The sequence below is a fragment of the Dietzia sp. HMSC21D01 genome, assembly GCF_001815995.1.
GTDB classification, from domain to species: domain Bacteria; phylum Actinomycetota; class Actinomycetes; order Mycobacteriales; family Mycobacteriaceae; genus Dietzia; species Dietzia cinnamea.
Window position 1 is genome coordinate 4,474 of the sequence record NZ_KV823927.1, and the last position, 19,390, is coordinate 23,863.

21 protein-coding genes, 1 tRNA gene and 1 pseudogene are annotated in these 19,390 nt (G+C 70.9%); 7 read left to right on the forward strand and 16 right to left on the reverse strand.

Annotation, left to right across the window (positions count from 1 at the left end; genetic code table 11):
- Positions 1-1,384, forward strand: a 1,384-nt coding sequence (gene acnA, locus HMPREF3086_RS19610; protein WP_246830946.1) for an aconitate hydratase AcnA, incomplete at its 5' end; no start/stop codon positions are given.
- 14 nt (positions 1,385-1,398) lie between these two features.
- Here the strand turns inward: acnA and HMPREF3086_RS09375 are convergent.
- The 7 genes and pseudogenes from HMPREF3086_RS09375 to HMPREF3086_RS09405 form a co-directional block, all read right to left on the reverse strand.
- A complete protein-coding gene (locus tag HMPREF3086_RS09375) occupies positions 1,399-1,914 on the reverse strand; it encodes a cupin domain-containing protein (protein WP_061229152.1) in 516 nt (171 codons plus the stop codon).
- Positions 1,915-2,033: 119 nt separating this feature from the next.
- A complete protein-coding gene (locus tag HMPREF3086_RS09380; protein ID WP_061229153.1) occupies positions 2,034-2,459 on the reverse strand; it encodes an organic hydroperoxide resistance protein in 426 nt (141 codons plus the stop codon).
- A gap of 162 nt (positions 2,460-2,621) precedes the next feature.
- Complete coding sequence (locus HMPREF3086_RS09385) at positions 2,622-3,314, reverse strand: DedA family protein (RefSeq protein ID WP_061229154.1); 693 nt, start codon at positions 3,312-3,314, stop codon at positions 2,622-2,624.
- A gap of 125 nt (positions 3,315-3,439) precedes the next feature.
- On the reverse strand, positions 3,440-3,832 hold the full coding sequence (locus HMPREF3086_RS09390; RefSeq protein WP_129591154.1) for a hypothetical protein: 393 nt from the start codon (positions 3,830-3,832) through the stop codon (positions 3,440-3,442).
- A 243-nt stretch (positions 3,833-4,075) separates the two neighbouring features.
- Positions 4,076-4,372 (reverse strand): DUF3072 domain-containing protein, encoded by a 297-nt coding sequence (locus tag HMPREF3086_RS09395; RefSeq protein ID WP_061229156.1) that lies wholly within the window; start codon positions 4,370-4,372, stop codon positions 4,076-4,078.
- Between the two features lie 241 nt (positions 4,373-4,613).
- Positions 4,614-5,474: pseudogene (locus HMPREF3086_RS09400) on the reverse strand (RNA polymerase sigma factor); the annotation flags it as partial.
- 51 nt (positions 5,475-5,525) lie between these two features.
- Positions 5,526-5,936: a YciI family protein gene (locus HMPREF3086_RS09405; protein ID WP_061229157.1), complete on the reverse strand. Its 411-nt coding sequence runs from the start codon at positions 5,934-5,936 to the stop codon at positions 5,526-5,528.
- 259 nt (positions 5,937-6,195) lie between these two features.
- On the opposite strand from HMPREF3086_RS09405, the gene HMPREF3086_RS09410 reads away from it, so the two are divergent.
- Positions 6,196-6,268, forward strand: a tRNA-Gly gene (locus HMPREF3086_RS09410).
- A gap of 387 nt (positions 6,269-6,655) precedes the next feature.
- Here HMPREF3086_RS09410 and HMPREF3086_RS09415 read toward each other — a convergent pair.
- Positions 6,656-6,934, reverse strand: coding sequence for a WhiB family transcriptional regulator (locus HMPREF3086_RS09415; protein WP_007634069.1), 279 nt, complete (start codon positions 6,932-6,934; stop codon positions 6,656-6,658).
- 128 nt (positions 6,935-7,062) lie between these two features.
- On the opposite strand from HMPREF3086_RS09415, the gene HMPREF3086_RS09420 reads away from it, so the two are divergent.
- The gene (locus HMPREF3086_RS09420) at positions 7,063-7,680 is read left to right on the forward strand and encodes a response regulator transcription factor (protein ID WP_061229158.1); all 618 of its coding nucleotides are present in this window, start codon (positions 7,063-7,065) and stop codon (positions 7,678-7,680) included.
- Positions 7,681-7,725: 45 nt separating this feature from the next.
- On the opposite strand, the gene HMPREF3086_RS09425 is transcribed toward HMPREF3086_RS09420, so the two are convergent.
- From HMPREF3086_RS09425 to HMPREF3086_RS09435, 3 genes are read right to left on the reverse strand one after another with little or no spacing between them, the layout of a single operon-like run.
- The gene (locus HMPREF3086_RS09425; RefSeq protein ID WP_061229159.1) at positions 7,726-8,163 is read right to left on the reverse strand and encodes a hypothetical protein; all 438 of its coding nucleotides are present in this window, start codon (positions 8,161-8,163) and stop codon (positions 7,726-7,728) included.
- Between the two features lie 48 nt (positions 8,164-8,211).
- The gene (locus tag HMPREF3086_RS09430; protein ID WP_061229160.1) at positions 8,212-9,054 is read right to left on the reverse strand and encodes an ABC transporter ATP-binding protein; all 843 of its coding nucleotides are present in this window, start codon (positions 9,052-9,054) and stop codon (positions 8,212-8,214) included.
- The gene (locus HMPREF3086_RS09435) at positions 9,054-9,989 is read right to left on the reverse strand and encodes an ABC transporter substrate-binding protein (RefSeq protein WP_061229161.1); all 936 of its coding nucleotides are present in this window, start codon (positions 9,987-9,989) and stop codon (positions 9,054-9,056) included. Before HMPREF3086_RS09435 ends, HMPREF3086_RS09430 begins: the two co-directional genes overlap by 1 nt.
- 63 nt (positions 9,990-10,052) lie before the next feature.
- On the opposite strand from HMPREF3086_RS09435, the gene HMPREF3086_RS09440 reads away from it, so the two are divergent.
- Genes HMPREF3086_RS09440 through HMPREF3086_RS09450 form a run of 3 tightly spaced genes read left to right on the forward strand, consistent with a single transcriptional unit; the run spans position 10,053 to position 13,085 of the window.
- Complete coding sequence (locus tag HMPREF3086_RS09440) at positions 10,053-11,156, forward strand: FecCD family ABC transporter permease (RefSeq protein WP_246830947.1); 1,104 nt, start codon at positions 10,053-10,055, stop codon at positions 11,154-11,156.
- Positions 11,153-12,211, forward strand: coding sequence for a FecCD family ABC transporter permease (locus HMPREF3086_RS09445; protein WP_083324375.1), 1,059 nt, complete (start codon positions 11,153-11,155; stop codon positions 12,209-12,211). The genes HMPREF3086_RS09440 and HMPREF3086_RS09445 overlap by 4 nt, the downstream gene beginning before the upstream one ends.
- On the forward strand, positions 12,204-13,085 hold the full coding sequence (locus tag HMPREF3086_RS09450; RefSeq protein ID WP_070721536.1) for a siderophore-interacting protein: 882 nt from the start codon (positions 12,204-12,206) through the stop codon (positions 13,083-13,085). The genes HMPREF3086_RS09445 and HMPREF3086_RS09450 overlap by 8 nt, the downstream gene beginning before the upstream one ends.
- Before the next feature lie 48 nt (positions 13,086-13,133).
- Here the strand turns inward: HMPREF3086_RS09450 and HMPREF3086_RS09455 are convergent, their stop codons facing one another.
- The 3 genes from HMPREF3086_RS09455 to HMPREF3086_RS09465 all read right to left on the reverse strand — a co-directional run bounded on the left by HMPREF3086_RS09455 (position 13,134) and on the right by HMPREF3086_RS09465 (position 17,345).
- Positions 13,134-15,290 (reverse strand): YhgE/Pip family protein, encoded by a 2,157-nt coding sequence (locus HMPREF3086_RS09455; RefSeq protein WP_070721538.1) that lies wholly within the window; start codon positions 15,288-15,290, stop codon positions 13,134-13,136.
- A complete protein-coding gene (locus HMPREF3086_RS09460) occupies positions 15,287-16,024 on the reverse strand; it encodes an ATP-binding cassette domain-containing protein (protein WP_070721547.1) in 738 nt (245 codons plus the stop codon). The genes HMPREF3086_RS09455 and HMPREF3086_RS09460 overlap by 4 nt, the downstream gene beginning before the upstream one ends.
- Positions 16,025-16,208: 184 nt before the next feature.
- Positions 16,209-17,345 carry a plasmid pRiA4b ORF-3 family protein gene (locus HMPREF3086_RS09465; RefSeq protein WP_246830948.1) on the reverse strand — a complete coding sequence of 379 codons (1,137 nt, stop codon included), beginning with the start codon at positions 17,343-17,345 and terminating at the stop codon, positions 16,209-16,211.
- A 69-nt stretch (positions 17,346-17,414) separates the two neighbouring features.
- Here HMPREF3086_RS09465 and HMPREF3086_RS09470 point away from each other — a divergent pair, with 69 nt between their 5' ends.
- Positions 17,415-18,020: a hypothetical protein gene (locus HMPREF3086_RS09470; protein ID WP_070721540.1), complete on the forward strand. Its 606-nt coding sequence runs from the start codon at positions 17,415-17,417 to the stop codon at positions 18,018-18,020.
- A gap of 607 nt (positions 18,021-18,627) precedes the next feature.
- Here the strand turns inward: HMPREF3086_RS09470 and HMPREF3086_RS09475 are convergent.
- Complete coding sequence (locus HMPREF3086_RS09475) at positions 18,628-18,987, reverse strand: hypothetical protein (RefSeq protein WP_141764048.1); 360 nt, start codon at positions 18,985-18,987, stop codon at positions 18,628-18,630.
- Between the two features lie 220 nt (positions 18,988-19,207).
- A partial coding sequence (locus tag HMPREF3086_RS18050; protein ID WP_246830949.1) for an excalibur calcium-binding domain-containing protein occupies positions 19,208-19,390 on the reverse strand: 183 nt, incomplete at its 5' end.

A 19,390-nucleotide genomic window follows, 5' to 3' on the forward strand; every position in this document is an offset into this window, starting at 1 on the left:
GATCACCTCGTGCACCAACACGTCCAACCCCTCGGTGATGATCGGCGCGGCACTGCTCGCCAAGAAGGCGGTCGAGAAGGGACTCGCGCCCAAACCGTGGGTCAAGACGACCCTGGCCCCCGGCTCCCGCGTGGTGACCGACTACTACGCGCGGGCCGGCCTCACCCCGTACCTGGAGCAGCTGGGCTTCGACCTGGTCGGGTACGGCTGTACGACGTGCATCGGCAACTCGGGGCCGCTGACGCCGGCCGTCAGTGAGGCGGTCAATGACAAGGACCTCAACGTCGCGGCGGTCCTGTCCGGTAACCGCAATTTCGAGGGACGCATCCACCCCGAGGTCAGGATGAACTTCCTGGCGTCCCCGCCGCTGGTCATCGCCTATGCCCTCGCCGGGACCATGCGCAAGAACCTGCTCGAGGATCCGCTGGGGACCGGCTCCGACGGCGAGCCGGTCTACCTCCGCGACATCTGGCCGAGTTCGGCCGAGATCAAGGAGGTCGTCGACGCCAACCTCGAGGCCGACATGTTCACCAAGGGCTATGCCGACGTCTTCACGGGCGACGAGAACTGGCGCGGGATGAGCGTGCCGGAGGGCGACAAGTTCGACTGGAACGAGGACTCCACCTACATCCGGCGGCCACCGTACTTCGACGGCATGTCCGCGGAGCCGGAGCCCATCGGGGACATCACCGGCGCCCGCGTGTTGGCTCTTCTCGGCGACTCGGTGACGACCGACCACATCTCCCCGGCCGGTGCCATCAAGGCCTCCTCGCCCGCCGGGAAGTACCTGCAGGAGCAGGGCGTCGAGCCGGCGGACTTCAACTCGTACGGGTCGCGGCGCGGCAACCACGAGGTGATGATCCGCGGCACCTTCGCCAACGTGCGGCTGCGCAACCAACTGGCGCCCGGCACCGAGGGCGGCGTCACGACCCACTTCCCCAGCGGCGAGCAGACCAGCATCTACGATGCGTCGATCCGCTACGCCGAGGACGGCGTGCCGTTGGTCGTCATCGCCGGCGCCGAATACGGCTCCGGCTCATCGCGCGACTGGGCGGCCAAGGGCACGAAGCTGCTCGGGGTCAGAGCCGTGATCGCGGAATCGTTCGAGCGGATCCACCGGTCGAACCTCATCGGTATGGGCGTGCTGCCCCTGCAGTTCCCCGAGGGCGAGTCCGCTTCGAGCCTCGGGGTGAAGGGCGATGAGGTCTTCTCCATCACCGGACTCGACGGCCAGGATTCTGTTCCGGGCGAGGTCACGGTCCGCGCGGGCGAGGGCGACGACGCGATCGAGTTCACCGCAAAGGTCCGCATCGACACCCCGGCGGAGGAGACGTACTACCAGCACGGCGGCATCCTGCTGTACATGCTGCGGCAGATGCTCTGACCGCTGTCCCACCGTCATTCACACTGGGAGAGGTCTTCCTCGATGAGTGGCTTCCCGACCGGGGTCACGTACGTCACCATGAGGACGACGTCCTCGGTGCCCTGGTTCCGCACTTCATGCGGGTAACCGGCGCCTTCGACGACCGAGTCCCCCGCCCGGAAGGTGCGTGTACCTCCGGGGAAGGTGTCGGAGTGGTGGGTGATTTCGCCCTGTTTGACCACGGCGATGAGCTGACCGTGATGGCAGTGCCTCCCCGTGCCGGTACCGGCGGCGATCGTGATCTCGCGGAACGTCACCGACACGCCCCGGTCGCCGTGGACCTTCACCTCGACGGGCTGTTCCTGGAGGCCCTGCACGATGTCGACCGCGAGGACCGGCTGCGTGCCGGCGATCTGCGATGCGGGCGGCGGCGGGGGCGCGATCGCCGATTCGTCTGCGGACCCGGCCCCGCCGGTGCTGCACGCTGAGCTAGCCAGGGCGATCGAGCCGACCAGAAGGATGATGCCGCGTCTGATCGATGTGCTCCGCATGGAAGGTCCCCCGTGACTTCCCGGATCGACTGGACGACGCCGACCGTGCGAGCAACGCTAGCGCAGCGCCGTTGCTGAGAACAGGCTTTTGTTGACACGCCCCCGCGAGAAGGTGGCGCTCAGTCCTCGCCGACCGAGACGTTGACCTCGATGTTGCCCTCGACGGCGCGCGAGTAGGGGCACATCTGGTGGGCGAGTGTGGCCAGCTCGTCGGCCTGCTCTGCCTCGAGGCCGGGGATGATCACCTCGAGCTGCACGGCCAGGTCGATGCTCTCCTCGCCCGAGCGCACCAATGAGATCCGTGCGCCGACGGACGAGCCGTCGATCTTGACCTTCTTCTGCCTGGCCGCGCTCTGCAGGGCGGAGTGGAAGCAGGCGGCGTATCCGGCGGCGAACAGCTGCTCGGGGTTGTTGCCTTCGCCGGAGCCACCGAGCTCCTCGGGCGGGGCCATGGTCAGGTCCACGGCCTTGTCGGCGGTGGCCACGTGGCCGTCGCGGCCGCCGCCGGTCGACAGGGCCTCGACGGTGTAGAGCGCATCGGACATGGGCGATCTCCTCAGGTCGTGTGGTGCGGGCGTGGCCCAACGTACGCCGCGTCCGCGGGTGGCGTCAGGGGCCGCGTCGGTGGTTCCGGCGACCACGGGGGATTCGGAGCGCCGTCCGGGCCGGATGGACGACACCCGGTCCGGCCCACGCGCGGTCACGGCTCAGTGGTCGCTACCGACCGACTTCTTCTCGGCGATCGCCGTCCGCGAGAGTCGGCGCACGCGCTTGACCACGAACCACACGAAGGCTATCGCGATCACCGCCAGCACGGCGTTGGACAGCATGCCGCTCCACTGCTCGAGCGCGGGCTTGATGGCGGGGCCGAAGAGGTATCCGGCGCCGATCCAGATGGCGTTCCACACGCCGGACCCGAGGAGCGTGTAGGCACTGAAGTGCGCGAACGGCATCCGTTCGATGCCCGCGGGGATGGAGATGAACGACCGCACGAGGGGGACGCAGCGCCCCACCAGTACGGCGACGCCGCCCCATTTCTGGAAGAACGCCTCCGACTTGTCGAAGTCGTCGTGGTCCAGCAGCGGGATCCGGCCGACGAGGCGGCGGGTGCGGTCCCGGCCGAGCGCCGCGCCCACGACGTACCAGATCCACGCGCCGAGCAGCGCACCCGCGGTCGCCGCCACCCAGGCCAGCCAGAAGCTCATCCGGCCGTCGTAGGCCAGGAAGCCGGCGCCGGGAAGGACGGCCTCGGACGGGATGGGCGGCAGGAAGGTCTCCAGCAGGATCGCGATACCGACGCCGAGCTCGCCGAGGGTCTCCATGAGTGAGAGGATCCAGCCGATGAACCCGTCGTACCCCGCGGAGGGGTCGGTCGGAGGCGACGCGGCGAGAACCATCATGTGGGGAGTCTAGGGCGCGGCGGTACGTCGGAGCGGCCGCGCGCGGCCGAGCTCACCCCCGGGCCTGCGGCATCACGATCCGGTCGGGCGCGGTCAGACCTCCCCGCCGTCAACAGAAGTCGTGGTCAGACTTCCGCGCCGGTGACGTAGGCCGCGGCCAGTTCGCGGAGCGCGGCGTGGTCCTGACCCAGTAGGTCCATGGGCGCGCGCCGCCCGGGCAGCGAGCTGGTCGGCGTGGTCCACCACACGGTGGCGGCCTCCGGGGCGTGCCCGGCGTCGAGCATCCGGTTGACCACGGCGACGATGTCGTCTGCGCGGCGCGGGTCGAAGTGGTCGAGTTTGACAGGACGCCCCGCCGGATGAGGATCTCGCCCGGCGACGCCGGTGAACGAGCTGCGCCGACGCAGTTCCTTGACGACGAGGTCGGCGAACAGCGGGTCGTCGAGCTCTCGCAGTGCACGCTCCGCGCGATCTCCCGACACGGCCTTCTGCGACATCACCCGATTCTGAACAGTCATCGCGACCACCCGCCTTCTGAGCGGAATTTTACAACCTGTTCAGTCCGTGGGCGAGACCCACTTGCGTGACCCGGGCGACTCGTGCGGGCCCGGCCCCTCGCATCCTCTTCACGTAGACGCCGCCAAGGAGTCCACACCTGACGGCCACCAACAATGTTAGCCGCATTAGCCTTCGCGCACTCGCGGATCCTCAAAGCACCGCGTCGGTGCCATCCGCGCGTGGCGCTGCACGGAGCGGGACGCCTACGCCCGGTCGGTGCGCGGGTTGCCCTTCTGCAGGCGGTCGATGTGCTCGGACGCCTCCGCCTTGGTCAACGTCGCGGGGAGCTCCTCGCCGGCCTCGCGGGCCAGGGTGTCCAGGTAGCTCTTCTGCGCCTCGGTCATGGGCTCGTCGCCGGTGACCCAGTCGTCGGGGTCACGCTGCAGCGACCCACCGCCGGCCGCCCGCCCCTCGGGGACCGGCGCACCGAGGGTCTCGCCGCTGGAATCTCCGCTCCGCTGTCCGTTGTCGCTGCTCGGGATCTGCTGGGAATCGGTCATGCCCGCACGCTACGCCGGGCCGGATGAGCGGACCACCGAGCGCTGCACAGCCGCCTCTGGCCATGGCGTCTCGCGCGCCCCGAAGCGCAGGCCAGACGCCATGGCCAGAGGCGGCTGCGGAATTCGCGCACATCCCCGGGAGCGAGACGCCATCCGCAGGAGCGGCTGCGCGCAGACGCCAGAGTGTGTGCGGCTACGCCGGCGGCCGGAGGGGCCCCGCTGACCGTCGCCCACCCAGCGCCGCGGCCTGCGCCTGGTACTCCCCCAGCTGATCGCGCGCGAGCGCCGCCTGCAGGATCGCGGTCCCTTGCGCGATGGCATCCGCGTCCCACAGGCGTCTGTCCTGCTCGGCGAGGGGGATGAGCTCGTCGTCGTCGCCCCCGAACCGCGCCGCCCGGCGCGCGTGGTGCAGCATCATCAGCGCCAGCAGCCCACGCACCTCGGGGTGGTCGATCGCCGCCGACAGCTGCCGGGTCAGGCGCAGCGCCTCGGCGGCCGGGTCGACCTCGCCGGTGTAGCCCTCGTTGAACACCAGGTAGAGGACGCGCAGGACGGTCGCCACGTCGCCGGGCCGGTCGAGCCGCTGGCCGTCGAGCGTGCGCTTGGCGCGGCTGATGCGCTGCGCCATCGTCGCCTCGGGGACGAGGAACGCCCGCGCGATCTGCCGCGTCGTCAGGCCGCCGACCGCGCGCAGGGTCAGCGCGATCGCCGACGGCATCGGCAGCGCCGGATGCGCGCACAGGAAGTAGAGCCAGAGGGTGTCGTCGCGGTCGGGCCAGTCGCCCTGGCCGCTCGGGTTACCCGCGCCGCCCCGGTCACCCGGGACGAGCGGAGAGTACGACGACGACGACGAGGTCACCGCCTGCTCCGCCGTCGCCAGGTCCTTGCGGCGCCGACGGGCCGACTCCGACCTGGCCGCGTCGAGGAACCTGCGCCACGCCACGGCGATCAGCCAGGCCCGGGGGTCGCGTGGCGGGTCGGCGGGCCAGCTGCACAGGGACTCGACGAGCGCGTCCTGCACGGCGTCCTCGGCCGCGGCGAAGTCGGCTCCGCGGCGGACGAGGACGCCGATCACCTGCGGGATGAGCGCCCGCAGGTCCAGGCCGGACGGTGAGCCGGGCCCGGCCACGGCATCGTGCCCGGCCACGATCGGTCAGTCCTCCATCTCCGTGGGCGCCGCGAGCAGGGGCCGCAGTTCGAGCCACTCCCGGATCGGCGCGCCGCCGGGGCCGGGTGCCGCGGACAGCTCGCCGGCCAGCTCGACCGCACGGTCGTAGTCGGCCACGTCGATGATCATCCAGCCGGCGATGAGGTCCTTGGTCTCGGCGAAGGGGCCGTCGGTCAGCGGGGGCTTGCCCTCGCCGTCGTACCGCACCCACGTCCCCGACTCCGACAGTGCGTGGGAGTCCACGTACTCCCCGCTCTCTCGAAGCCGGTTGGCGACATCCTCCATGTACTCGAAGTGCGCGGAGATCTCCTCGGGCGCCCACTCGCCCAGCGGTGGATAGGTGGGCGCCTCCGGCGCCGAGCCGCGATAGTGCTTGAGCAACAGGTACTTGGCCATGATGGTCCTCCTCACGCTGTGCGACCCAGTGTGGTCGCTTCACGAGGGGGACGGAACCGTCCGCCGGATTTCGACATCCGGGGCGGTGCGGGCGCAGCGCAGCCGTGGTCGGGCCCGCGATCGGCCCCATCGTGAACCCCGTCCGACGCGCTCGAGGACCCCGTCCGGCGCGCTCGGGGACCCCGCGTGGAACCGCTCCACGGCGTGCGCTATTGTTCTTTCTCGCAGCACGGAACGCCCCGGCGGGCCGGAATGCGATGCGGATGTGGCGCAGCTGGTAGCGCATCACCTTGCCAAGGTGAGGGTCGCGAGTTCGAATCTCGTCATCCGCTCAGAGTGAATGTCCCGGATCATCGTTCGTCGATGGCCCGGGACATTCTTCGTTAGCGGGGTCCGCGCGCCCGGTGTGTGGGGGCCGTGCACACGAGATTCGGCGCCCGCGCGCCAGATACGCGAGCCCTTGCCCGTCCGGCGCCCGCTGTTCGTCGAGTGGTCACAGACACTGACTTCTCCGTGACCCGTCCTGGGACAACGTGAGCAGGTGCGACCTATCGACGCGCCTGGCGCGGATCGTGGGCCCAGCGCTCATCTGGTTATCAGTTGTCGGGCCTGATCCGGCGTGATAATCAGCGCACCATCGCCGCACTGATCCGGGGCTTTTCAGGCGCATGCCGCCGTAGCGCGCGACGGTCACTCCACTGGGGGCGGGGGCGGGAGTCTCAGCCGGTCCGCTGCCGCCCGGCCAGCTTGTGCCGGTCGAGTTCGGTCATCCCGCCCCAGACGCCGTAGAGCTCGCCCGCCTCGATCGCGAACTTGCGGCACGTTTCGAGGACCGGGCAGCGGGCGCAGATCTCCTTGGCCGCCTTCTCCTTGCGACGGCGCACGCCCTTCGGCTCGTCCTCGGCACTGTAGAAAAGATCGGGGTCGCCGACGCACGCTCCGTCGTCCCTCCAGGCCCAGAACTCCGATGTGGGTTTCAGATTCCTGAACCGTGGCACTCGTGCTCCTGTCGCAGATGGCGGAAGATCAACGTCGAATTGTCTCCCGGGTCCACCCGGGCACACTTCACCCCTAGGGGTGTATTAGCAGGGCGTGGCCGTTCAGAGCCCGTTGCTAAGATCTGCGGATGCCGATCAAGGTCACAGTGGTCAATGACTACCTCGTCGTCGTCGCCGGCGTCAACGCCTTTCTCGCCCCCTACTCCGACCGGATCGAGATGGTGGAGAAGGACCTGGTCTCCAGCGGATCGGCCACCGTGGACGTGGCCCTATACGACTCCTTCGCCTCGTCCCTGGGCAAGGACGACCGCCTCGAGAAGCTCCTGCAGGATCCGACCATCGCGGCGGTCGCCGTCTACTCGTTCACCTCTGACCCGGCCGCGGTGCGCGACAGCCTCGACGCGGGCGCCCACGGGTTCCTGTCCAAGTCCCTGACCGCTCCCGAGCTGGTGAGTGGCATCGAGCAGATCGCCGCCGGCAAGCGCGTCACCCTGACGGGAGCGGGCCTGCCGATCATGGGTCCCGACAAGTGGCCCGCCAAGGAGGCCGGCCTCTCACACCGAGAAGCCGAGGTGGTCAGCCTGATCGTGCAGGGGCTGTCCAACGAGCAGATCGCCGAGCAGTGCTACCTCTCGCTCAACACGGTGAAAACCTACGTGCGCTCGGCGTACCGGAAGATGGACGTGGCCACGCGCGCGCAGGCGGTCGCGTGGGGCATCGAGAACGGCCTCAAGCCCGACCGGTAGGGCCGGGTACGACTGTCTGCGGCGGGTCAGTCGCCGTCGGTGACGTCAGTTCCTGCTTTCCCACCACTCGATCACCCGCCGGTTCACGTCCCCGGTCGAGCCGTCGCCCCACCGCGGATAGTCGAACCACATCCGCAGTGCGGGCCCTCCGAGCGTGGGCACGTCGATGAACCCCAGGCTGCGTTGCGGCGTGAAGTCGCGCATGTCGAGCGTCGAGCACGAGATCACCGGCTCGAAGCCCGTCGCGCACGCCACCTCGACACCAGGCTCGACCGGGGTGAGGACGCGGGTGCCGTTCACCGCCGGGTTCCAGAACCCGGGGTCCCGGGGGCCGAGCACATCGGTCACCACCTGCGGCATACCCCGCGGGATCGGCGGGGCGGCCGGCTGTGCGGTGGCGGGCGCCGCGCCGATCAGACTTCCCGCAACGCCTGCCGCGATCGCGGCACCGACAGCAGCCATGGACGTGCGCAGTGCGGACATGAATCTCCCAGGGTGAGCGGATGAGGTCCGGTCAGCGTAGCGGTGCGATCAGCTCCGCCTGCGCCGATCGAGCGGCACCACGGTGGGCGTTCCCGTCACCGGGTCGGCGGCGATCAGGCACGGGAGCCCGAAAACCTGCTCCACCAGCTCGGCGGTGAGGACCTCGGCCGGGGCGCCGGTGGCCACCACGCGGCCGTCCTTCATCACGACCAGGTGCGTCGCGTAGCGGGCGGCCTGGTTGAGATCGTGGAGCACGGCGATCACCGCGCGACCGCTCTCGTGCTGGTCTCGGAGCAGGTCCAGCAGGTCGTACTGGTGCGCGATGTCGAGGTAGGTGGTGGGCTCATCCAGCAGGAGGATGGGCGTCTCCTGGGCCAGCAGCATGGCGACCCACACGCGTTGGCGCTGGCCGCCGGAGAGTTCGTCGACGAACCGGGTCGCCAGATCGGACACCCCGGTGGAGGCCATCGCGGCGGTCACGGCGGTGTCGTCGGCGCGGCTCCACTGGCGTAGTGGGCTGTGGTGCGGGTGCCGGCCACGCGCCACCAGGTCGTCGACCCGGATCCCCTCCGGAGTGACGGCGCCCTGCGGCAGGAGCCCGATCCGGCGGGCGACCGCCTTGGTCCGCAGCCGGTGCAGATCGTGTCCGTCCAGCAGGATCCGTCCCTCGCCGGGAGCGATCACGCGAGCCAGGGCCTTGAGCAGCGTGGACTTGCCGCAGGCGTTGGGGCCGACGATCACCGTGAACGCATCCTCGGGCAGTTCCAGGTCGAGGTCGGTGGCCACGACGCGCCGTTCGTACGCGAGCCGCGCCCCCTCCACCGTGAGCCCGCGCCCGCGCTCGAGCTGGGCGCCGGCGCGGGCATCACGGTCGAGGGAGGTGGGGCGCATCAGCCCAGGATCTCCTGGACGTCGTCGAGGATCTCGCCGGCGCCCAGGACGCCGATGCCGACCATCCAGGTCTCGTCCTCGACCTCGTAGGTCTGGCCGGACTTCACGGCGGGCAGGTCGCCCCAGAGCCCGGTCACGGTCGCCATGGTCGTCGCCGACGGGTCGCCGCCGGGGTTGGTGAAGAACACGACGTCGCCGGTGATCTGCTCGTACAGCTCCGGGGAGAGCTCGGCCATGGAGTACTCGTTCCACTCGCGCTCGCCCAGGTCGAAGCCCATCTGGGACAGGATCGAGCCGGAGAACGTCTCGGGTCCGTAGAGGCGGAAGTTGTCCGGGCGGAACCGGACGATCGACAGCGTGGTGCCCTCGGCGCCCACCTGCTCGCCGACCTCGGCGATGTGGGTGTCGAGGTCGTCGATGAGCTGCTCCATCTCCTCGTCCTCACCGACGGCGGCGGCGGTGATCCGCGCCTGCTCCTGCCAGTCGGTGCCGGAGTTCTCGGAGTACACGGTGGGGGCGATGCCGGAGAGCTCGTCGTAGATGGCCTCGTGGCGGACCTTGGCGCCGATGATGAGGTCAGGGGCAAGGGCGGCGATCGCGTCGATGTCGGGCTCGGAGGTCAGGCCCACGATCTCGGCGTCCACGTCACCGAGGTACGGCGGGGCGCCGGAGCCGGCGCCGGACTCGGTGATCCCGACGGGCGTGTGGCCGAGCGCGACGAGCGCGTCGAGGTGCGGAGAGTCGAGGACGACGACCCTCTCGGGCGTCCCGTCGATCACGGTCTCGCCCATCGCGTGGGTGACGGTATAGGCCTCGTCCGAAGGTGCCTCGGCGGTGTCGCTGCTGCCGGAGCACGCGGACAGAGCCACCGCAGAGGCGAGGGCCATGGCGATCAGGGCGGGCACCGAGCGGCGCCGGCGTGAGATTCTGGTCATGACTACAGATCAAACCACACAGGCAAGGCTCACCTAACAATGAGTCTGGTCTAGGGTTCCACCGTGGCCCCACGACCTCTCCCCGACTCCGACGCCGACGCACGGCCCGCGGTGCCGGCCGCCGACCGGGCAGCCGCCCCGGCAGCAAGCGCTGGCCAGCAGCCCCGCCGCGGAGCCGGGTTGTTCCCCGGACTGATCGTGGCCGTCCTGGCCCTGGCGGCCGCGGTCGTGGCCAGCCTCGCTATCGGTGCCCGCCCGATCCCGCCCGCCGAGGTGGTGGGTGCGCTGCTCGGCCAGGGCACGCAGAGCGTGGTGGGGATCGTCGGCGAACTGCGGGCCAACCGGACCGTGCTCGGGCTGGTGTGCGGTGCGGCGCTCGGCGCGTCCGGGGCGCTCATGCAGGCAATGACCCGCAATCCGATCGCCGACCCGGGAATCCTCGGCGTCAATTCCGGCGCCGCGCTCGGGGTGGTCGCCGGAGCGACGCTCACCGGCGGCCTCGGCCTGGCCTCCACGGTGTGGTTCGCACTGGCCGGCGCCGGTGTGGCGTCCGCGATCATCCTCCTGCTCAGCACCTCGGCGCTCGCGGCGTCCTCACCCGTTCGGCTCACCCTGGCCGGGGTGGCGCTGGCGGCGGTGCTGTCCGGTCTCAGCCAAACGTTCGTCGTGCTGGACGAGACCGTCCTGCAGGCGTACAGCTTCTGGCAGGTCGGCTCGCTCACTGCGCGGTCGATCGACGAGGTCACCGGCGTGATCCCGCTCGTCGTCGCGGGCGCGGTGATCGCCCTGCTGCTCCTGCGCGGCCTGGACGCGCTCGCCCTGGGCGACGACTCGGCGGTGGCGCTGGGCGTGCGCCCCGGGTGGGTGCGGGTGTGGTCGCTCGTCGCCGTCGCACTGCTCGCCGGGACCGCCACGGCGCTGGCCGGCCCCATCAGCTTCGTGGGACTGGTCGTGCCCCACCTCGTCCGCGGTCTCGTCGGCCCGAGCCTGATCCGGGTGGTCCCGCTGTCCATGGTGGTGGCGCCCGCGCTGTTGTTGGCGGCCGACGTGATCGGCCGGGTGATCGCGGGCGGGTCCGAGACCCCGGCGGGCGTGGTGATGGCGTTCATCGGCGCGCCGCTGCTGGTGGCGTACCTGGCCGCCGGCCGACGAGTGGGTGTCGCATGACGATAACCGCACCGCGCCCCGCAACAGGCCTGCCCAGCGACGAACGCCTCCTCGCCGCCGGCCGATTCTCGGTGCGGCTGCACCTGCGCACTGCGTGGGTCACTGCGATCCTCGCCGTCGTCGTCGTCATACTCGTGGCCGCCTCGCTGGTGATCGGCGAGTTCATCATCTCGGTCCCCGACGCGGTGGCGACCCTGCTCGGCGACGCACCCGACCGCACCACCAACTTCTTCATCCACGAACGCCGCCTGCCCCGGGCGCTGGTCGCGCTGGCGGTGGGCGCGGCTCTGGCGACGTCGGGCGCGCTGTTCTGCGCGCTCACCCGCAATCCGCTGGCCAGCCCGGACATCATCGGCATCACCCAGGGCGCGTCGGCGGGCGGGGCGACGGTGATCCTCCTGCTGGGCGGCGGGATCGCGCAGGTCGCCACGGGCGCACTCGCGGGCGCGGCGCTCACCACCGGGTTCATCCTGGCCCTGACGTGGTGGCGCGGCCTCAGCGGCGCCCGCCTGGTCCTGCTCGGCGTGGCCCTGGGCGCCCTGGCGATGGCGTACGTGGCGCACCTGCTCTCCCGCGGCTTCGTGGCGAGCGCGGTCACCGCCCAGATCTGGCTCACCGGCTCGCTGCAGGGTCGCGGCTGGTCCGAGCTCTGGCCGCTGGCGTGGGTGCTGCTCGTGGCGTCGGTGGTCATCGCGAGTCGGTCCCGGGCCATGCGCGCGCTCGCGCTGGGCGACGACGTCGCGGTGGCCCTGGGCGTGCGACTGCGCTCCACGCGGCTGGTCCTGTTGGCGGCGGCCACGGTCCTGGCCGGGGCGGCCGTGGCGACGGCCGGGCCGATCTCGTTCGTGGCGTTGGTGGCTCCGCACCTGTCGCGGCTGCTCACCCGCAGTGATCGGGTCCTGCCGGCGGCACTGCTGGGCGGGGTGTTGCTGCTGGCCTCCGACCTCGTGGCTCAGCACGCGTTCGCCCAGCCGCTACCGGTGGGCGTGGTGACGGTGGTGCTCGGCGGGCTGTTCTTCCTGGGTCTGTTGTGGCGGGAGGGTCGCCGTGGTTGACCAGACCGGCATGTCCGAGAAACCCGCACGGCGCCCGCCCGACCGCGAGACCCCGCGCCCGCGCAACCCCCACCGGGCGGAGAGCTGGCAGCCGACCGCGCTGCGGCGGGTCCGAGTACGCGCCGTCGAACCCCTCGCTCCCGAGCTGGTGCGCGTGACGCTCGAGGGCGACGAGCTCGGGGAAATCGCCACCGACGCCGGCGATGCCGTGCCCGCCGTGCGCAGCCCGTCCTTCGACGACGTCGTGGTCTTCTGCCTGCCCGATCCCGTGACGGGCGAGGTCACCCTCCCCGTTCCCGCGCCGGGTGGCGGGCTGGGCCACCCACCGGGCAGCGCCGCGCTGGTGCGGGAGTACACCGTGCGGTCCTTGCGAGACGGCGCCCTCGCCGTGGACCTGGTCCGCCACGCCTCGGGCGCGGGCGTGCGCTGGCTCGAGTCGGTCCGGCCGGGTGACGCGCTGACGATCGTCGGCCCGCGCGTGAGCCGGGCCCTTCCCGCGGTGGACCGCATGCTCGCCGTCGGGGACGCCACCGCCCTGCCCGCGCTGGCCCGGCTGATCGAGGAGCGACCGCCGACGTTGGCGCTCGACGTGCTGGCCGCGGTGCCCGCCCCGTCCGCCCTCCCCCGCACGGTTCTGCCCGCGGTCTCCCCCGCCGACGCCGACCGCGTCCGGGTTCGGGTGGTGGCGGCGGCGCCCGGCTCGGCGGATGAGCTCATCAACGCGATGGCCGCGGTCGAGGTCCCCGCCGGGTTCGCGTGGGTGGCCGGCGAGTCCGGGATGGTCGCGGCCGTCCGCCGGCATCTCCTCGCCCGCGGCCAGGAGCCCGACCGCGTCCAGTTCACCGGCTACTGGCGCCTCGGCGGGCCGCTATAGGCCCCGAGTCGCTCGCCCAGTTCATCACGACGGAGGAGTAACTCCGCGCTACACAGCTACCGGCGGGTGCAACCGCTCCAGCGTCCACACACGATTGCGGTGCGCCGCCCACGTACTGATGCCGATCGCGCCCACCGTCACCAACGTCAGCACCAACACCGGAATCCACATCTGCGAGGGGCTGCCGCCCATGATGGTCTGCCGTAGCCCCTGCACGGTGTAGGTCATGGGGTTGAACGGGTGGATCCAGCGGAAGAACGCGGGCTCGACCGCGGTCGGATAGATGCCGTCCGCCGAGGTCAGCTGCAGCATCAGCAGTGCCATGGACAGCACTCTGCCGACCGACGGGCCGAACACCACGTTGAGCATCTGGATGAGTGAGATGAACGCCACCGCCGACAGGGCCATGATGGCCAGTGCGCCCATCGGGTGAACCGGCGTCATGCCCAGACCGAAGCGCAGTACCAGCAGAATCACCACCGCCTGCCCGAGCGCCAACAGCAGCGCCGGCTGCAGCGAGGCCATCACGACCCGCAGCGGGTGCAACCGTGTGGCCACGGCGCGCGGCTGGAGTGGCGTGAGCAGCAGCCAGATCATGATCCCGCCCACGAACAGTGCCAGCGGCACGAAGAACGGGGCGAACCCGTAGCCGAACGTCTCCGCCGGGTTGTCATATATCGACGTGAGTGTGATCGGGTCGCCGATCGTGCGCGCCATGTCCTCGCGGTGCTGGTCATCCCACTGCGGGACCCGGTCGGCGCCGGCGGCCAGTTCGCTCGACAACCGGCCGGTGCCGTCTTTGAGGGTGTGTGAGCCGTCGGCGAGCCGGCTGGTGCCGTCGACGAGGCGGCCGGTGCCGTCGGTGAGGTCGCCGGTGCCCTCGGCCAGGGTGGCCGCGCCCTCGTCCAAGCGTGCGGCGCCCTCGTCGAGCTGGCGCACGCCGTCGACGAGGGTGGTGGCGCCCGTGTCGAGTCGCTGCAGTCCGTTGTCGAGTTGCGCCGCGCCGGCGCCCAGGGCGTTAATCCCGGTGAGGAACTCGCCGGAGGGATCGTTGAGTGCCGACGACAACTCGCGGGCGCCGTCACGCAGCCGGTGCAGGTCCGACAGCTGCGACGAGCCGGCGCCGAGGCCCTGCGATTCGAGTTGGTCGGCCAGCGTCTCCAACTGCACGGAGACCGGTACCCCGGCCGATCCGGCGGAGCTCCCCGATCCCGCGGACCCCGGACCGGTGGCCAGGCCGGTGGTGGCCTCGACCTGCCTCATCTGTGCGGCGGCCTGCCGCAGCGGGGCGATCGCGGCGTTCTGCGCCTGCGAGAGCTGATCCAGGACACCGGCGAGCTGGTCGACTCCGCCGCTGACCTGCGCGGCCCCGTTCCCGAGCCGCTGCACTCCGCCGTCGAGGCGCTGGACGCCCTCGTTGAGCTGCGTCGCGCCGTCGGCGGCAGTACCGATGCCGCCGGCCAACTGGTCGACTCCGGAGCGGGCCTCGTGGATCTTGGTGGCCAGCTGGTGGTTGCCGTCCGCGAGCGTGGCGGCGCCCTGGTCGAGGGTGCGGGCGCCGGCGTCGAGTTCGGCGGACTTATCGCTCAGCTCGGTGATGCCGTCGTCGAGTGTGCCCGCGCCGTCGTCGAGCTGCGCGGCACCGTCGGCGGCCTCGCGCAGCCCGGCGCCGGCGTCCTGGACACCAACGAGGACTTTGTCGACGGCCTGCGCTGAGATGGCCGAGCCCACCGCGTTGTGCAGTTCGGCTGTGGCGCTGCGTCCGATGAGGCTGGACAGGTAGTTGCCGGATTGGTCGTAGGTGACGGTGATCGCGGCCTGGCGCGGGTCGTCCCCGGTGGGTGAGGCGACGGATTCGCTGAACTCCGGGGTCAGCCGAACCACGAAGTTGTACTCGTGATCGGACAGTCCGGCTTCGGCCTCGGCGGCGTCGACCAGCCGCCAGTCGAGCTGGTCGTTCTGCAGGAGTTCGTCCACCACCTGGTCGCCGGCGCGTAGTGGTTCGCCGTCGACCTGCGTCCCGGTGTCGTCATTGACCAACGCGACCGGCAACTGGGAGGTCCGGCCGAACGGGTCCCAGAAGGCGGCGAGGTACAGGGCGCTGTAGAGCAGGGGCATGAGCACCAGCACGACTATCGCCACGCGCGGTAGCCGTCCACGGCCGAAGCGCTTGAGCTCACTGCCGATGGACAGTCCGGAGATCATGCGAGGCCTTCCTTGGTGGCGGGGACGGTGACCATGTGGTGCTCGGGCGACCCCGCGGGCAGGGAGTCCACGGAGGACAGGATGACGGTGCGCTGGTCGGCGTCGGCGATCTCGGCCAGGCGTTGCAGCGCTCGTGCGCGTTCCGCGGGGACGCGGACCTGTTCGATGTCGTCCACTACGAGTATCGGCGTGCCCTCGTAGCGGGCCAGCGCTATACGTAGGAGCAGGCGATCCAGTTCGGTGAGGTCGCCGACGTAGGTGCGCAGCCCGGGCAGGCGGAGGTCCCCGTACACCGGGCCGAGGAGCTCCTCGAGTTGGGCTGGGCCGGTGCGGCCACGCGGGCGCCACCACGGGCTCATCCACGCGCGCTGCTCCGCCACGACCGTGCGGACCGTGACCGCCGGGTCCAGCTCGTCGATGCCCGAGAATCCGGCGATCGCCGACCGGGTGAAGATCTCGCGACTGCCGGTGTGACCGAGTACCTCGAGCCGCCCCTCGGTGGGTGCCATTCGACCGGCCAGGGTGAGCAGGAGGCATGTGCGGCCGTTGCCGGGGTGGCCGCGCAGGACGGTGATTCCGCCGCGGTCTATATCCAGATCCAGTGGGCCGAAGACCCGGCCGTGGTCGCCCACCATCCCGAGGCCGCGAGCGTGCACCGCTGGTTCCGGGGCTTCAGGTGGCTCAGCGTTGTCGGGGGGCTCAGCGTTGTCGGGGTTCTCGCGTGCAGTGGTCATGGTGACGTCCCGGGTGGGTGAGGTCTTCATTGTTGGCGGGAGCGACCGGTGGCCGCGGCCGCGCGCTTCGTTGCGTACGCGGCGATCTCCAAAGCGGACTAGACTCCACTTTATACACCGCTGCCGATCCCACCGCATGGCAGCCGGCCACGCCCCCCATACGGGCGGGTCGCGTTCCGGCACATCAGAACCAGTCGAGCGGCGTGCCGTAGAGCCGGTCGTGCGGGATGCTCCGGGCGATGAGGTCGGCGAGAGCCTCGCGGTCGTTCTTCAGCGCCGCACCCCGGCGGGTGGGCCGTAGCTCTCCCTTGTACTTGCGCACCAGCCCCAGCGCGCGGGCCCAGTCCCGCAGCTGCCAGATCGGGAACGTGAGGTCCTCGCGGTTGTTCTTCCCGATCCACTGGCGGTGCCAGCCGGTGTCGACCATCAGTTGCTCGACCATCGCCGGCGGCAGGTACCCGGCCGCGGTGAGTGTGACGCCGTCCCCGATCCGCTCGAGCAGGATCTGCAGCTTCTCGGCCTCCTCCAGTTGGATTTCCCGGAGGGTGGCGGGCATCTCCGCGACCCGGGCCACTCGCTGTTGGGCATCGTCGAGGTCGAACGCTTCCGCATCCCACCCCGCCCAGAACTCGAGTGTGTGCGGGTCCCAGCCGTCCGGGTCGGCGTCCCCGGCGATCCACTCGTTGTAGGACCAGATCCCCCCGCAGTCCTCCGGTGGGCATGCCCGGCGACCGGCCACCACGGTTGCATCCGGGACCTCGTCGTCGTCGTCATGTTCCAGGACCTTCTCCACGGTGACGCGGTGCCACCAACTGTCACCGAAGTCGTACCAGTACAGGAACTTGTCGCCCACGCTGTGGGCCAGCTCGTCGAGTCGCACGTCGGCCTCGTCGAGCTCGCCCATCTCGCCGGCGTCGGGGTAGTCCATGGAGCCGAAGTGCTCGGCGTCGCGGTCCTGGCGCGACGCCGAATGGATGAACTCGTGCAGGTGGCTGTTCGTCCAGCCCATGGCCTCCTGCAGGATCAGGTGCAGGCGCGGCAGCATGAGGTCGCTGCGCAGGTCCAGGCGCCGCCAGATGGGCGGGGATGAGTCCAGCAGCTCCACCTTGACGCGGTACGTCACCGGTGTCTCGCGCCTCGGGTGGCGGCGATTGACGGCCGGGCGTTCCCACGGCGACTGGTAGTCCGCCCCGGCCGCCAGCGAGGCCATCAGCTCGGTCTGCGGGACCCCCGCGCTCGCGAGCGCGTCGAGAACGGCCTGTTTCAGTTCATCTGCGGAGAGGTCGCCTGATCCGTACGGGCGATCTGTCGAGGGCGTCACCTCATCGACGATACGAGACTCGAGCGCCGTACTGGGGCATCCCGGGCCGGAGAAGTAGGCTCACCCGCCATGGACAACGTCGAACCCGGCCTCTTCGACCTACCCGAACCCGAACCCGAGCCCGCGCCGCAGTCCTCGGCTGCGCGTCCCCGTCGCGGGAGGAACCGCGAGACGTGGTCCTTGACTGTCACGGCGGCGGTGTCCATTGACGACGCGGCGGCGGTGACGGCGGCCCTCACGCGCTACCAGGAGGACACCGTGGTGGTTGACGCGTTCTCCGGCGAGGTGATCGAGGATCCTGCGAGCGAGGAGGCGGGCCCCGATCCCGCCCTGCCGCCGCTGGAACAGCTGCCGTGGCTGATCTGGCCGACGCGCGGCCTGGAGGAACTCCTCGAAGAGGGCGCGTTCCGGGTGCTCGACGGCACCAGCACTGTGCTCCCCGAGGCGTCCGACCGCGGCACGCTCACCTGGACGGTCACGGTCAAGCTCACCGACGTCCAACTCCTGCGGCGCCTCGCCACGCGCGCCCACCCCGCCGACGCCGACCTCATCGCGGACAGCCTGGCGGTCGCCTGGCAGCACGCTGCCGACCCGTTCGCTCCCCTGCACTCGATCCCGGGAATCTCGTGGCGCCCGCTGTCCGTCGAGGTTGAGCGCAGGCGACCGGGGCAGTAGGGGCGACGACGACGAGAGCCTCCCCCGCACCCCGGCCCGCGAGCGACGCACTCGGCGGGACTGGCAGGGTCAGCGCTCGATGGTGCCCGGCCCGTCGCTGAGGGCGTCGCCCGGCCACCTCACTGCCATCGCCGTGGTCACACCCGCTCACGTTTCCCTAGGTGATCCCCGGCAAAATCCTGCCTTTGCGCCCACTCGCCGAGGGGCGCCTTCGAGCGCGGAGCGGGTCAGACCAGTAGTGACTTGTCGCCTACCTCAGCACGGATGAAATATCGTGAATGCGGCTGAGCACCAGGTGGTCGGCGATCTGCTGATTGGTGGCCTCCAGGGTTCGACAGGATCGACAGGTTCGAAAGGGCTCGACAGGGTTCGACGACGAGGGCCGCAGCTAGCTCGGCCCGGACGCTCCCGCCCGTACGCCAACTGCGCGTCCCCGGCTTCCGCAGCGCGGTGCACGTAAAGCGTGGCTCGCCCCCCGCAGACCTCGAACCAGCGCCATCGCTCGAATCCCGGTCTGCGCCGCGAGCGGGGTCGGCGCCGACTACCGCCCGCGGTCGCTCACGCGATGCTCACAGCCTGCTGCCCGCCCTGTCGCAGCGGGCGATTCCTACGGACCGTTCGGCGACTCCGTGGGCGACTCGACCACACCTGTGGGCGCAGCGTCGTCCGCCGGCTCGGCCCCGCCTGTCGGAGTCTCGTCGACGCGCGCCTCAGTCGTCTGAACGGGCGGCTCCTCCGGCACCCGCATCGGTGGCCCACATTTGGAGAGGTCGGCCACCTGGTGGTCGGTTTGCGGGCAGACGTACGGATACTTGGCCAACTGCTCGGCGCGCAGCGCTGCGCACGTCGGGTGGGTGCGGAACGACCCGTCGCTCATGAGCGCGCTCTCGGTCCAGGCGCCGCCGCCGTAGACGCATTCGACGAAGGTCGGCCCTGCGGCGGCGGTCGAGGCCGGAGCCTGCTGCACGGGCGACGATGCCGCCGGGGGTTGCGTGGACGCCGGCGTCGACGTGCTGGAGGTCGGGCTCTGGGACGACGAGGTCACTCGTACCCGATCGGGAGTCCTCCCGTCCGGTGCGGGCTCCGCGTCCCCTCCTCCACAGGCGGAGAGCACGAGGAGTGCCGCCCAGACGAACGCCGCTGCGCGGATCACTGGGGTCGCCATCTCGCCTGTAGCCGGCGTCCGACTACCGCGGAGGCCGCTCGCAGGCGATTCCGTCGCCGTCCCGGTCGAGACCCGGGCGGTAATAGGCGTCCCCGCGGCGGAGCGGGGCGACGCCGAGGTTCCACGCCTCGGAACAGTTCGCGATGTACCGGGCCGGGGCCGGCGCAGCGGGGGCGGGCGCGGGGGGAGCCGGCGCCGGGGCCGG